10 protein-coding genes are annotated in these 13773 nt (G+C 73.5%); 8 read left to right on the top strand and 2 right to left on the bottom strand.

Features of this window, described 5'->3' with window-relative positions:
• The first annotated feature begins 1 nt into the window (after nucleotide 1).
• From BM085_RS00120 to BM085_RS00110, 3 genes are all read left to right on the top strand, one after another.
• Complete coding sequence (locus tag BM085_RS00120) at nucleotides 2-2854, top strand: AfsR/SARP family transcriptional regulator (protein WP_093885022.1); 2853 nt, start codon at nucleotides 2-4, stop codon at nucleotides 2852-2854.
• Between the two features lie 78 nt (nucleotides 2855-2932).
• Nucleotides 2933-3574 (top strand): hypothetical protein, encoded by a 642-nt coding sequence (locus BM085_RS00115; protein ID WP_093885021.1) that lies wholly within the window; start codon nucleotides 2933-2935, stop codon nucleotides 3572-3574.
• A complete protein-coding gene (locus BM085_RS00110; protein ID WP_093885020.1) occupies nucleotides 3558-4139 on the top strand; it encodes an OmpA family protein in 582 nt (193 codons plus the stop codon). The genes BM085_RS00115 and BM085_RS00110 overlap by 17 nt, the downstream gene beginning before the upstream one ends.
• Before the next feature lie 122 nt (nucleotides 4140-4261).
• Here the strand turns inward: BM085_RS00110 and BM085_RS00105 are convergent, their stop codons facing one another.
• Nucleotides 4262-5344, bottom strand: coding sequence for a S1C family serine protease (locus tag BM085_RS00105; RefSeq protein ID WP_093885019.1), 1083 nt, complete (start codon nucleotides 5342-5344; stop codon nucleotides 4262-4264).
• 18 nt (nucleotides 5345-5362) lie between these two features.
• On the bottom strand, nucleotides 5363-6826 hold the full coding sequence (locus BM085_RS00100) for an AMP-binding protein (RefSeq protein WP_093885018.1): 1464 nt from the start codon (nucleotides 6824-6826) through the stop codon (nucleotides 5363-5365).
• A gap of 133 nt (nucleotides 6827-6959) precedes the next feature.
• On the opposite strand from BM085_RS00100, the gene BM085_RS00095 reads away from it, so the two are divergent.
• The 5 genes from BM085_RS00095 to BM085_RS00080 all read left to right on the top strand — a co-directional run bounded on the left by BM085_RS00095 (nucleotide 6960) and on the right by BM085_RS00080 (nucleotide 13772).
• Nucleotides 6960-7979: a hypothetical protein gene (locus BM085_RS00095; RefSeq protein WP_143120746.1), complete on the top strand. Its 1020-nt coding sequence runs from the start codon at nucleotides 6960-6962 to the stop codon at nucleotides 7977-7979.
• Nucleotides 7980-8033: 54 nt separating this feature from the next.
• A complete protein-coding gene (locus BM085_RS00090; protein ID WP_093885016.1) occupies nucleotides 8034-10238 on the top strand; it encodes an acyl-CoA dehydrogenase family protein in 2205 nt (734 codons plus the stop codon).
• Nucleotides 10239-10304: 66 nt separating this feature from the next.
• The gene (locus BM085_RS00085; RefSeq protein WP_093885015.1) at nucleotides 10305-12065 is read left to right on the top strand and encodes a hypothetical protein; all 1761 of its coding nucleotides are present in this window, start codon (nucleotides 10305-10307) and stop codon (nucleotides 12063-12065) included.
• A 133-nt stretch (nucleotides 12066-12198) separates the two neighbouring features.
• Nucleotides 12199-12330, top strand: coding sequence for a hypothetical protein (locus BM085_RS46665; protein WP_269323798.1), 132 nt, complete (start codon nucleotides 12199-12201; stop codon nucleotides 12328-12330).
• 137 nt (nucleotides 12331-12467) lie between these two features.
• Nucleotides 12468-13772 (top strand): glycosyltransferase family 4 protein, encoded by a 1305-nt coding sequence (locus tag BM085_RS00080; protein WP_386434113.1) that lies wholly within the window; start codon nucleotides 12468-12470, stop codon nucleotides 13770-13772.
• Nucleotide 13773: the final 1 nt, after the last annotated feature.

Here is a 13773-nt window from a genome sequence, read left to right as displayed (position 1 = left end):
CGTGCGGTTCGGCGTGCTGGGGCCGATCCAGATCCTCGACGGCGACCGGATCACCGCGCCCGGCCCGGCCAAGCACCGCGCGATCCTGGCCGCCCTGCTGATGCGCGCGGGACACGTCGTGACGCTCGACCGGCTGATCGCCGTGGTGTGGGGCGAGGATCCGCCGGCTTCGGCCGAGTCGGTGCTGCGGGTCTACGTGAGCGCGCTGCGCCGCCTGGTCGGCGCCGAGACCATCCGCACGGTCCCCGGCGGCTACCTGATCGCGATCACCCCGGACCAGGTGGACGCGCACCGCTTCGACCGCATGGTGGAGCGGGCACGCCGGGCCCGTGACGCCGGCCGGACGGCCGAGGCCGCCGACGAGCTGCGCGGCGCCCTGGCGCTGTGGCGCGGGCCGGCGCTGGCCGATGTCGACTCCGGCGAGCTCCGGCGGACGCAGGCCGTACGCCTTGAGGAGCTGCGTCTGGGCGCGACCGAGGAGCGGATCGATCTCGACCTGGCGCTCGGGCGTCACGGCGAGGTCGTCGGCGAGCTCCGCGCGCTCGTCGCCGCCTACCCGCTCAGGGAGCGCGCCTGGGGGCAGCTCATGCTGGCGTTGCACCAGGCGGGCAGGCGGTCGGAGGCGCTCGCGGCCTACCAGGACGCCCGCCGCGTGCTGGTGGAGGAGCTGGGCCTGGAGCCCGGCCCCGAGCTGCGGACGGCCCACGACAAGGTGCTGGCCGGGCAGGGACGGGAGCGCGGCGCCGTTCCGCAGGAGACGCCGCCCGACATCGCCGACTTCACCGGCCGCGAGGAGGTGCTGAGCTGGATCGCCCGGCAGGCGCCCGCGGCCGGTGGCGCTCCGGTCCATCTGGTGCTGCACGGTCCCGCCGGTTCGGGGAAGACCGCCGTGGCGGTCCACGCCGCCACGCTGCTGGGCGCGGAGTTCCCCGACGGCCGCCTCTACGCCGCGCTCCGCGCGGGGAACCGGCCGGCCGGCGCGGGCGCGGTGCTGGAGGACCTGCTGCGCTCCCTCGGCTGTCCCGAGGGGGCCGTCCCCGCCGGCTTCGACGACAGGGTGCGCCTCTACCGGAGCATGGTGGCCTCCCGGCGGCTGCTGGTGGTGCTGGACGACGCCGTCGGCGAGTCCCAGATCAGACCGCTGCTGCCGACCGGGCCGGGCTGCCTGACACTGGTGACCAGCAGGTCCCCGCTGTACGGGCTGGAGGCATCCCGTGCCTTCGAGGTCGGCGTGCTCGACACCGCCGGATCGGTGGCGATGCTGTCCAAGGTGGCGGGGGATCCGCGCGTGCGGGCCGAGCCGCAGGCCGCCCGGCGGATCGCCGAGCTGTGCGGCGGCCTTCCGCTGGCGCTGCGGATCGCGGGTTCCCGGCTGGCCCGGCGGCCCGGCTGGACCCTGGAGCACCTGGCCGTACGGCTGGACGACGAGCGCGGGCGGCTGGATGAGCTGACCGCCGGGGATCTGGCCGTGCGGAGCAGCCTCGGCCTCGGCTATCGCGGCCTGGCGGAGGAGGAGCAGCGGCTGCTGCGGCGCCTCGGGGCGCTGTCGGGGCCGGACGTCGCGCCGTGGGCCGCCGCCGCGGCGTTCGGCGGTCTCCGGGTGGACCGGGCACTGGAGGAGCTGGCCGGAGCCGGCCTGCTCCAGGCGCGCGGGCTGGACGACGCGGGCCAGGAACGGTACGGCTGGCACGATCTCACCCGGCTCTACGCCGCCGAACGCCTCGTCGAGGAGGAGGGCACGGCGGCGCGGGTGCTCGCCGTGGTCGCGCGTGAGGTCCTGGAACGGGTACGGCGGGCCCGTGGCCTGCTGCTGCCGGCCGAACCGGGCACCGGCCGGACCCTCGTCCGCACGGCGGAGCAGAGCCTGGCCATGGAGACGACGCATCTGCGCGAGTCGGCCCGGTGGCTGGGGGCCGAACGGGGATTCCTGGTCGCCGCCGTCGCGGACTTCCACCGCGCGGGGCTGGCCGAGGCCGCCTGGCGGCTGGCCTTCTACCTGACGCCGTTCTTCGAGCTGCGGGCCCACCACGAGGACTGGCACGCGACGAACCGGATCGGGCTGGAGGCCGCGCGGCTGGCGGGTCACCGTCATGGCGAGGCGCTGCTGCTGAGGGCGCTGGCCGACCTGTACCGGATCGAGGGCCGCCTGGACGAGGCCGCCCGCGCACTCCAGGCGGCGCTGTCCCATTTCCGGGACCTGGCCGACAGGTCGGAGGAGGCGCGTGCGCGATACCGGCTCGGTCTGGTCCTCCTCGCCCAGGAGCGTCCCGCCGAGGCGGAGCGGTGCCTGGCCGAGTGCCTGGCCGAGTTCGAGTCGGCCGGTGACGCGCGGGGCCGGGCGGACGCGCTGCGCGGGCTGGGCTCGGCACGGCGGGCCGAGGACCTGTTGACGATCAGCCTCGACGCCTACCGGGACCTGGGCGATCCCCGGGGGGAGGCGGCGGCCCTGCGCGAGCTGGCCCTGGTCCACCTGGAGCGGCGGCGCCTGCCCGCCGCCCGTGACTGCGCCGAGCGCGGCCTCCGTATCGACCGGCGGCTGGGTGACCGGCTTCCGGAGGCCGCCGGACTGCTGCTGCTGGCTCGGGTGGCCCGCGCCGACGGCGTGCCGGAGGCGGCGCGGGCGACGGCCGAGGAGGCTCTGGCGATCTTCAAGGAGTACGGCGACCGCCGGGGGACCGCCCGCGCGTCGCTGGTCCTGGCGGCCGCGAATCTCGACCTCGATGAGGTCGATGGGGCATTTGCCGGGATTGCCGTCGCTGTGGCAGAGTTCGACGCTCTCGGCGACCGGCGGGGTCTGGCCGAGGCGGAGGAGCTCGCACGGGAAGCGCGCCGCCGCCGTGGCCTGTGGTTATAGCGGGCTATACGGATTCTGAAGGTCGCCTCCGTACATTCGACTCCGGCCCGGAACCCCGACAAGTAAAGGTGACACAGGATGCGAAGGAAGATCGCGCTCGCCGTGGCCGCACCCGGTCTGGTGGTGGCTCTGACGGCGTGCGGTGTGCTCAACGGCCAGCAGTTCGGTGGTGGCGGGCAGGAGCGCCAGTCCGGGCAGGTGGCCCAGACGGCCGCGTCCGGCGCGCCGGAGCAGAATCCGGGGCAGAAGGAGCAGGCCCCGTCCGGGGAGCAGGCGCCGCCCGACCCGGCGGCCAGCGCGCCGCCCCAGCAGGGGGAGGTGATCGCCACCCGTGAGGTCAAGGCCGGCGGCGCGGAGCTGAAGGTGGACGTCACCGGCCTCCGCCGGCAGGGACGGCTGGTCACGCTGAGCTGGACCGTCACCAACACCGGTGACACCAAATGGAATATGGGCAGCGACATGGGGGACACCTCCGCCTATCTCGGCCTGACGGTGGCCGGGGTGAGCCTCGTCGACCCGGCCAACGCCAAGCGCTACCGGGTCGCCCGCACGGGCGAGAAGGGCACCGCCAAGTGCGTGTGCTCGGAGTACGACGTCAACACCGAGCCCGGGGAGGTCCTCCCGCTGTACGCGACCTACGCCGCGCCGCCGCCGGACGTCCAGAAGATCAACGTTGAGTTCCCGATCCTCGGGGTGTTCACCGATGTCCCGATCTCCTGAGCCCGTATGGCGTGTCCTGGTCGCCGCGGTGCTCGCCGGCGGCCTCGTCGCCGGGGCCGCGCCGGCGGCGTGGGCGGAGCCGGAACCTCCGGCCGACGCCACGGCGCCGGTGGAGGATCTCATCCTGCCGGTCGACGACATCCTGGCGGAGGTCGAGTCCCTGGACGGTAGCGAGAGCGAGTCGAAGCAGGGTGAGACGGTCACCCTGGCCCTCACCAGCGACGTGCTGTTCGCCCTGGACAGGGCCGTTCTCTCCGCCAAGGCGGCGGCGAGGCTGCGGGGAGTCGCGGGCAGGATCAGGACGGAGTCGGCCGGAGGGGTGGTCAAGATCGTGGGACACACCGACGACCAGGGGGCCGACGCCTACAACGACCGGCTGTCCCTGCGGCGGGCGCAGGCCGTGCAGGAGGGGCTGCGTGCCCTGCTGAGCGGGCAGAGCGTGACCTTCGAGGCCACCGGTCTCGGTGAGCGGCGGCCGAAGGCGCCCAACATCGTGGCCGGCAAGCCGGTCGAGGAGAACCGGGCCAGGAACCGCCGCGTCGAGATCGTCTTCACGGCCAAGTGACCGCGCGAAGGCCCGCCGGGTGACCGCGCGAAGGCCCGTCGGGTGCCCGTGAAGGCCGTCGGGTGCCCGTGCGGAGCCGCGCCGGGTGGCCGGGTGCGGGGGCGCGCCGCCGTTCGGGCCGGTCAGCCGCCGGGAAGCTCGCTCAGGGGCACGGCGATGGTGGAGGTGGAGCCGTCGGGACGCAGGACCTCGACCTTGGCCTGGTCGCCTGGGTTGAGGGTGGCGAGGATCTCCGACAGGGCCTGTGACGTCGGGGTGGGCGTGCCGTTGATCGAGACGATCACGTCGCCCGACCTGATGCCCGCCCGGTCGGCGCCGCCGCCCGGGGTCACGCGCACGACGCCGACGCCCGAGGGCTGGCCTCCGGAGCCGATCACGGTCTGCACGGTGACGCCGAGGGCGGCCCGGTGGGTGTTGGTGACCTTGCCGTTCTTGATGATCTGCCGGGTGATGTCGGTGGCGGTGTTGGACGGGATCGCGAAGCCGATGCCCGGGGCCTGCCCCCCGCCGAGCTCGGGGTTGACGGCGGTCAGGGTCGGGATGCCGATGACCTCGCCGGAGAGGTTGACCAGCGCGCCGCCGCTGTTGCCGGGGTTGATCGCGGCCGAGGTCTGGACGGCGCCGGTGATCGTCGCGCCGGGGGATTCGCCCTCCGTGGGCTCGCTGACCGTACGGCCCAGCGCGGAGACGATGCCGTCGGTGACGCTGCCGGACAGGCCCAGCGGGTTTCCCATGGCCAGCACGATCTGGCCGACCCGCAGCCTGCCGGAGTCGCCGAAGACGGCGGGTTTGAGCCCGGTGGGATCGTCCACCTTGATCACGGCCAGGTCGCCGAGGGCGAAGGCCTCGACGAGCTTGGCCGCCCGGGGGGCGCCGCCGGTGGCGAGCGTCACCTCGAACCGGGTGGCCCGGCCGACCACATGGGCGTTGGTGACGATGTGCCCGGAGCTGTCGTAGACGACGCCCGACCCGAGGCCGTTCGTCGTGGTGATCTGCACGATGGAGGGCAGCACGCCGGCGATGACCCGCTCGTATCTGCCCTCCAGGGCCAGCGGCTCCTCCGATGTCCGTGGTGACGCCTCCGCCGAGGCGCCGGGCGAGTCGGTGGCCGTGCCGGACAGTTGTGATCGTGCGGTCTGGCCGCAGCCGGCGAGTGCTATGGCGGCGGCGGCGAACAGCGCGAGACGTGGACTCGATCCCCCCATGGGATATGTCTTCCCAGCTCAGAGCGGAAGATACGTCTCCCGGAGGTCGCTGCGGCTCAGCTTGCCGGTGGGGGTGCGCGGCAGCCGGTCGCGATACTCGATCACCCGCGGGTGCTTGAGCCGCGCCAGCCTGGGCGCGCAGTGGGCCAGCAGGCCGGCGGTGAGCGCGGGGCCGGGCTCGGCGCCGGGCGCCGGCTGGACCAGGGCGACGACCCGTTGCCCCCACTCCGGGTCCGGCACGCCGATCACGGCCACGTCCGCCACCGCGGGGTGCTCCAGCAGGGCCGCCTCGATCTCGGCCGGATAGATGTTCACCCCGCCGGAGATGATCAGGTCGGTACGGCGGTCGCACAGGAACAGGTAGCCCTCCCCGTCCAGATAGCCGATGTCGCCGGGGGTGTAAAGGCGTCCGCGCATCGCGGAGGCGGTCTTGGACGGGTCGTGGTGGTACTCGAACCGGTTGATGCCGCCGATGTAGACCATGCCCGGCTCGCCGGGCGGGAGCTCCGTGCCGTCGTCGGCGACGATCCTGAACTCCATGCCGTCGATCGCCCGGCCGACCGTGCCCGGCCGCTTCAGCCACTCCGCCGAGGAGACCATGGTGGCCACGGCGGCCTCGGTCGAGCCGTAGTACTCCCACAGCACCGGGCCGAGCCAGTCGATCATCGCCTGCTTGGTGGCGGGCGGGCAGGGGGCGGCGCCGTGATAGAGGTGGGTCAACGATGACAGATCATGTTTTTCTCTGACCTCGGCAGGCAGCGCCAGCAGCCGGTGGAACATGGTCGGCACCATGAACGCGTTGGTCACCCGGTGCCGCTCGATCAGCTCCAGCGTCTCCTCGGCGTCGAACCGCTCGGTCACCACGAGCGTGTGGCCGAACTGCAGCGCCATCATCGCCTGGCCGTACGGGGCGGAGTGGTAGAGCTGGGAGAGCAGCAGGTGCACGCCGTCGAACGGCAGCGCGAAGTGCCGCCAGCTCTTGCGCATCAGGATCGGGTGGAGGTCCTCCGGGGAGAGCTCGATCAGCCGTCTCCGGACGCCCTTGGGCCTGCCGGTGGTGCCGGAGGTGTAGAGCATCATCGATCCGGCCCGGCGCTCGCCGGGCGGGGTGGCGGGCCGCCCCTCGGCGAGCTCGCCGACCTCCGTGAAACCGGCCGGTACGGCTTGCGCGTGGCGTTCGGAGCCGACCACCACGCGCGCCGCGCAGTCGGTGATGATGTAGCCGACCTCGTCGGCGGTGTAGTGCCAGTTCACCGGGACGTGATAGGCGCCGATCTGGTAGGTCGCGAGCATCATCGTGATCGCGTCGACCCCGTTGGGCAGGACCGTCACCACGGTGTCGCCGGGGCGGGTGCCGCGGGCGAGGAGGCCGTGGGAGACCTGGTTGACCCGCTCGTGCAGCTCGCCGTACGTCGTGGCGGTGCCGGCGACGACGGCGACGCGTCCGGGATCGGCGGCGGCGATCTCGTAGAAGCCCCTCATAGGCGCGACCATACAGAGCGACATTCTGTTTATGGAAGGGGGCCGTCACCACCAGGGAAAATGGTGATCTCGTGGCTTAAGTGTAATTGTGACACGGTATATCGATCACGGCAGGTGACGTAGTGTGACGCCTATGGCGGACGTTGGTGGAAACTCCTCCGGGCGCTCTCGCGAGAGATACGTCCCGTCCTACGAGGCGCTCACGGCGCCCATGCCCGTCATCCGCGACGAAGACGGCACGACGGTCGGCACCCGGGTGCCCCGGCGCTTCCCCATCGGGGACGGCGAGGAGCCCGTGCTCGTCTCCCGGCGCGATCTCGATGGAGCGTTCCCCGGATCCGCCCCGGTCTACCCGCCCAGCACGTTCGGTAATCCCGGCACGCACGGTGACGGTGGCCCGGCCGCCTCGCCCGCGCCTGCCGCCCCGCCGGCGCGGACCGGGAACAACCGGTTCCGGGCGGCCGTCGGCGCCGTCGCCGCCGTCGTCAGCGCCGCCGCGATCATCGGGGCCTTCGTGCTGTTCTCCGCCGACGAGCCCGACGATCCGGTGCCGATGCCGCGGGCGGACGCCGCCACCGAGCCGATGCTCCCGCGGGCCGTGCCCACCATCACGCTGCCCGGCGTGCCCAAGGTGAAGGCCATGCAGCCGTTGCCCGGCACGCCGAGCCCGGTGCTGGGCACGGTGACCGACACCAAGGCCGCGATCGCCTACGTCAAGCTGGGCGCGCCGTGGACGGCCAGGGCCATTCCGTCCTTCTCCGTCGGCCACCAGGTGGGCGCCGCGCGGCTGCCGCGCACGATGGTCGCCTCCGGCACGCTCCCCGGCGCGGCGCCGGCCAACGCCCTGAAGACCGGCGCCGACTTCCGCAGGGTGGCGCTGACCGCGGTCAGGTGGACGATCCGCCACCACTATCCGGCGGGCAGCAAGGTCGTCTGGACCGCCTCGCAGGAGCCGGTCGCGGGCCGGGGCTGGACTTTCGGCTACCAGGTGAGCTACCGGGTGAAGGGGGAGAGGCGCACCTCCCAGGCGGCGCTCTCGCTGCTGGACGTGGGCCGTAGGAAGCCCGCCATGCTCTTCGTGACCGTGCCGGACACACGCAAGCAGCTATGGGCCGATATCGCACCTTTGGTGGCGAGTGCCCGAGCGTTGTGATGGAAGTGCCTTCTAGAATATGGTTCTGCCACTGAACCGTGTCTGGAGGCTGTCATGGCGATCGGGTTGAGCGAGGAGCACGAGGCGCTCCGCGAGTCGGTGACCGGTTGGGCGGAGCGGAACATCCCGTCCGAGGTCGTGCGCACCGCGATCGCGGCCGAGAACGAGAGGCGTCCCGCCTTCTGGCCCGGCCTGGCCGAGCAGGGACTGCTCGGCCTGCACCTGCCGGAGGAGCACGGCGGCAGCGGCTACGGCCTGCTGGAGACCGCCGTCGCCGTCGAGGCCCTCGGCGAGCGGGTGGCCCCCGGCCCCTACGTCCCGACCGTGTTCGCCAGCGCCGCGATCCTGGCCTCCGACGGCAAGGCACACGCCGAGCTCCTGCCCGGCCTCGCCGACGGCACGCTGACCGGTGCGGTCGCGCTGACCGGTTCGATCACCGGCACCCGGGGGGAGGACGGCACGCTGACCGTCGGCGGCCTCGCCGAGCTGGTCCTGGGCGGCGCGCTCGCCGACGTCCTGGTGCTCCCGGTGAGCACCGACCGAGGTGAGGAATGGGTCGCGCTGGACGCCTCCCAGGCGACCGTGACCCCGGTCAGGTCGCTGGACCTGACCCGCGGTGTGGCCAAGGTGGAGCTGGACGCGGTGGCCGTGCCGGCGGGACGGGTGCTGGACGGGCTGGAGGGGCCGGGCGTCCTCAACCTGGCCGCCGTCCTGCTCGGCGCCGAGGCCGCGGGCGTCGCGTCGTGGTGCGTGCGCGCCGCGTCGGACTACGCCAAGGTGCGCGTGCAGTTCGGCCGCCCGATCGGCCAGTTCCAGGGCGTCAAGCACAAGGCCGCCCGGATGCTCGTCGCGCTGGAGCAGGCCCGCGCCACCGTATGGGACGCGACCCGCGCCGCGGGCGCCGGAGACGAGGCGGCCTACGCCGCCGCGATCGCGGGCGTGGTCGCCCCCGACGCCGCCGTGCAGTGCGCCAAGGACGCCGTGCAGATCTTCGGCGGCATCGGCTACACCTACGAGCACGACGCCCACCTCTACTACCGCCGCGCGCTGACCCTGCGCGCGCTGCTCGGCTCCTCCTCCGAATGGGCCGAGACGGTCGCCTCGCTGGCACTGAACGGCGTGAGCCGGGAGATGGAGATCGACCTCCCGGACGACGCCACCGCGCTGCGCGAGCGGATCCGGGCGGAGGTCGCCGAGTTCGCCAAGCTGGAGGGCAAGGAGCAGAAGCGGGCGCTGGCCGGGGCCGGCTACGTGATGCCGCACCTGGCCAGGCCGTGGGGCCGCGACGCCAGGCCGCTGGAGCAGGTGCTCATCTTCCAGGAGCTCAAGGCGGCCCGCGTCAAGCTGCCTCAGATGATCATCGGTGCCTGGGTGGTCCCGTCGATCGCCGCGTACGGTACGGCCGAGCAGCAGGATCGCTTCCTGCCCGCCACCCTGAGCGGCGAGATGATCTGGTGTCAGCTCTTCTCCGAGCCGGGCGCCGGCTCCGACCTCGCCTCGCTGCAGATGAAGGCCGAGAAGGTCGAGGGGGGCTGGAAGCTCAACGGCCAGAAGATCTGGACCTCGGTCGCCCACGTCGCCGAGTGGGGCATCTGCATCGCCCGTAACTCCTCCGCCGGTTCCAAGCACGACGGCATCACCTACTTCCTGGTCGACATGAAGGCCCCGGGCGTCACGGTCCGGCCGCTGACCGAGATGACCGGCGAGAACCTGTTCAACGAGGTCTTCCTCGACGACGTGTTCATCCCGGACGAGCTGGTCGTCGGGGAGGTCGGCCAGGGCTGGAAGGTCGCCCGCAACACCCTGTCCAACGAGCGGGTCTCGCTCTCCTCGGGCTCCGGCGGTACCGGCTCGTCGGTCCCCGACCTGGTCGGCCTGGCCGGGCGGCTCGGCCGCGAGCTGACCCCCGTCGAGCGCCAGGAGCTGGCCCGGGTGGTCTGCGAAGGCCACTCGATCAACGCCCTCGGCCTGCGGGTGACGCTCAAGCAGCTCACCGGTGCCGAGCCGGGCGCCGACGCCTCGGTCCGCAAGCTCCTGTCCACCTCGCACGCCCAGCACGTCTCGGAGTGCGCGGTCGGGCTGCTCGGCGCCTCCGCCGTGGTCGCCGCCGACATGAAGCTCGGCGACGCGGGCTACTGGAACCGCGCCGTGCTCGCCACCCGCGCCATGACGATCTACGGCGGCACCACCGAGGTGCAGCTCAACATCATCGCCGAGCGCATGCTCGGCCTGCCCCGCGACCCCGAGCCGGGCAAGTAGCCGGCTGAGGCGGTGGCTCCGGACGCGTCCGCGGGCATCCGGAGCCACCCCCTAGAGTCGGTCATCATGCGCAGCGGGTGGGTCGAGACGGCGGAGCGGTCCGCGCCGGCCCTGCTCGGGCTGCTGCTCGCGCTGCTCGCCCTCGGACCCGCGCTGGGACCGGGCTTCGTGCTCAGGTACGACATGGTCTTCGTGCCGGACCCACCGTTGGCCCTGCCCGGGGAGGGGTTCCCCCGGGCGGTGCCCAGCGACCTGGTGGTCGCCCTGCTCTCCCGGATCGCGCCCGACCAGATGGTCCAGAAGGCCGTCCTGATCGGGATCTTCGTGCTGGCCGCGTCGGGCGCGGCCGCCCTGGTGCCCTCACGGCGCCTGGGCCCCCGGCTGGCGGCCGCGGCCTTCTACGCCTGGAACGCCTACCTCGCCCAGCGGCTCCTGCTCGGCCAGTGGGCGCTGCTGCTGGGAGTCGCCGGGCTGCCCTGGGCGGTGCGCGCCGTGGTGCTCGGCGGCCGGCTGCGCCTGGCCGTCGCGCTGCTCCCGGCGGCGGTGGGCGGGTTCCAGGCGATGCTGGTCTCCGCGCTGGCGGTGCTCGCGACGGCCGCGACCGCCCCGGTCCCCGCCGCCCGGCCTTCCGGGACACCCGATACGGGCGGGTCTCCCGGCCGTGCGGTCCCCATCCGCGCGCCCCGGGGCCGGGCGGTCCCGGGGCGGACGGTTCCCGCCTGGGCGGTGCGGGCGCGGCGGGTGGTGGAGGCCGCGCTGGTGCTGGGGGTGCTGAGCCTGCCGTGGCTGGTGCCCGCCCTGCTCAGCCGGGCCGTGACCGATCCCGCCGGGGTCGAGGCGTTCGCCGCGCGGGCCGACGGGCCGCTCGGCACGGTCGGGAGCCTGCTGTCGCTCGGCGGGATCTGGAACGCCAACGCCGTCGTGCCGGGGCAGGAGTCCTGGTGGTCGGCGATCGTACGGCTGTCGCTCGCGGCGGTCGCCGTCTGGGGGTTCGCCCGGTTACGCGCTCCCCGGGCCGTGCCGTACCGGGCCGGGGCGGGAGAGGCACGCGGGGCCGGGGCGGGGGAGGTGCCGCCGTACCGGGCCGGAGGGGAAGACGTGCCGTCGCGCAGGGCCGGGCAGGGGGAGGCGCCGCCGTACCGGGCCGGGGTGGCGGTGGCGGCGGGGGGTGGGCTGGCGGTCGCTCTGGCGGGGGTCTTCGCGCCCGGCGCGCTGGGCGGTCTGATCGCCTGGTGGCCCGGCTTCGGGCCGCTGCGCGACGGGCAGCTCTACCTTGCCCCGTTCGTCCTGCTCCAGGCGGTCGGCCTGGCCTCCGTCGTCGCGCGATGGCACTCGCGCGCCGTCGTCGCGGTCGCGGCGGCCGTCCCGGTCCTGGTCCTGCCCACCTTCGCGCTGGGCGCGTTCGGCAGGCTGTCGGCGGTCGACTACCCGGACGAGTGGCGCCGGGTCCAGGCGATCGTGAACGCCGACCCGGCGCCGGGGGCGCTGCTGTCGCTGCCGTGGGGGGCGCACCGGGCGTTCGCGTGGAACGGCCGCCGGGTGGTCCTCGACCCCGCGACCAAGATGTTCCGGCGCCGGGTGCTGTGGAACGACGCGCTGCTGGTGGGCCTGCCCGGCGGAGGCCGGCTCCGGGTCGCCTCGGAGGACCCGGCGGTCGCCGCGGCGCAGGCGGCGCTGCGCGCCGGTCCGGACGGGCGGACGGCGGCGCTGGCGGGGCTGGGGGTCCGCTACGTTCTGGCGCAGGCCGGCGATAACACGTTCCAAGATGCCGTGACCGTCTTCCAGGGGCCCGAGATCCGCCTTCTCCGCCTTGATCCGCCCAAGTGAGCCGGGTGTATCCGCAGCTCCCGGAAGTACCCGGCGGTAACTTTCTTTGTCACGGTTTCACTAAGCCTATGGCTTATGAGATGAATCACGTTCTACTCTCGGCACACTGTCCGGATTCTGGAGGGAGAGCTCAGTGTTACGAGTGATCGCAGCCCTGGCCATCGGGGCGATCCTGGCGGTCGGTGCCTCCGTGGCAGTGGTCAACGTGGCCTCGCCCGCACCGGAGCCGCCCAACCGGCCGTTGTACAACTACGGCGACAGGTGATCCGAAGGGGCGCGTGACGGCCCCTCGGACGCTGCTCTCCTCAGCCCGCCGGGGCTGAGCACAGTCATCAGAACGGTGTGTGGCTCCGCCATGCCCCGATTCGGGCGCGCGGCGCCGTAGAGGACCGAGGAGACACCGTGGCCTTTTCCGGTGAGAGCGCGAGCGCCGGGCCGCTTCCGCTGACCCCGCGGCCCCGCCTGAGCCTGGAGGCCACGCAGGACCCCGAGGCGCCGTTGCGCGGGGTCCGGGCGGCGGTGCTGAACTTCCGCGAGCCGCGGCAGTCGGTGGCGGGCGGCGCCGAGGAGTACGCCTGGCAGGTCAGCCGCTACCTCACCGCCCAGGGCGCCTCGGTCCACTTCGTGACCAGCCGCGAGCCCGGCCAGGCCAGGGCCGAGCGGTGGGACGGCGTCGAGCTGCGCAGGATGGGCAATCGCTACCTCGTCTACCTGCTCGTGCCGCTCTGGCTCCTGCTGCGCCGCCGCCGCTTCGACGTGGTCATCGACTCGATGAACGGCATCCCCTTCTTCTCCCCCCTCGTGGTGCGCCGCCGTACCGCGGTGATCTGCCTGGTGCACCACGTGCACGACCGGCAGTTCCACGCCTTCTTCCCCACGTGGCTCGCCAGGGTCGGCTGCTTCGTCGAGGGGCCGGTGGCGCGGCTGCTCTACCGCCGCCGCACCACGATCACGGTCTCGGAGTCGTCCAAGGAGGACCTCCGCACGCGGCTGCGCTGGCTGGCCCCGATCGAGGTCGTGCCCAACGGCAGCCCCGCGGTCCGCTCGGTCGCCCCGCACCCCCTGCCCGGCGACCCCTCCGTGGTCTACCTGGGCAGGCTTGTCGGTCACAAGCGGGTCGAACGCGTCGTCGGCCTGGCGGCCGAGCTGGGCGAGAGCCGTCCCGGTCTGCACGTGCACGTCGTGGGCCGCGGCCCGGAGTCCGGAGCCCTCGCGGCCAGGGCGGCCGAGCTGGGCGTCGCCGGCCGCGTGCACCTGCACGGGTTCCTCACCGAGCAGGACAAGAACGCCGTGCTCGGTTCGGCCCTGCTGAACGTGACCGCCTCGGAGTTCGAGGGCTGGGGCCTCACCGTCATCGAGGCCGCCGCCTTCGGCGTGCCCACGGTCGCCTACGACGTCGCCGGGCTGCGCGACTCCGTCCGTGACGGCGTGACCGGCTGGCTGGTCCGTGACGGCGAGGCGCTCGCCGACGTGGTCGACCGGGCGATCACCGAGCTGGCCGACCCGGCGCGGCGCGCGGAGATCCAGCGGGCCTGCAGAGCCTGGGCGGGCGAGTTCACCTGGGGAAGAACCGGCGCTACGATGACCAGACTCATCGCCGCGGAACTTCCCGCGGCCGGCCGCAGGCACCGGACCGCGAGCTCCGCGGGCTCGCCGGCCTGGACCTCCGACCTCCGTCTCGCCGTAGGTGAGACCGACCCCACTTGAG

Origin of the sequence: Streptosporangium canum, from assembly GCF_900113865.1 — a bacterium.
GTDB lineage: Bacteria > Actinomycetota > Actinomycetes > Streptosporangiales > Streptosporangiaceae > Streptosporangium > Streptosporangium canum.
This window is presented reverse-complemented; position numbering and strand designations above follow the sequence as displayed.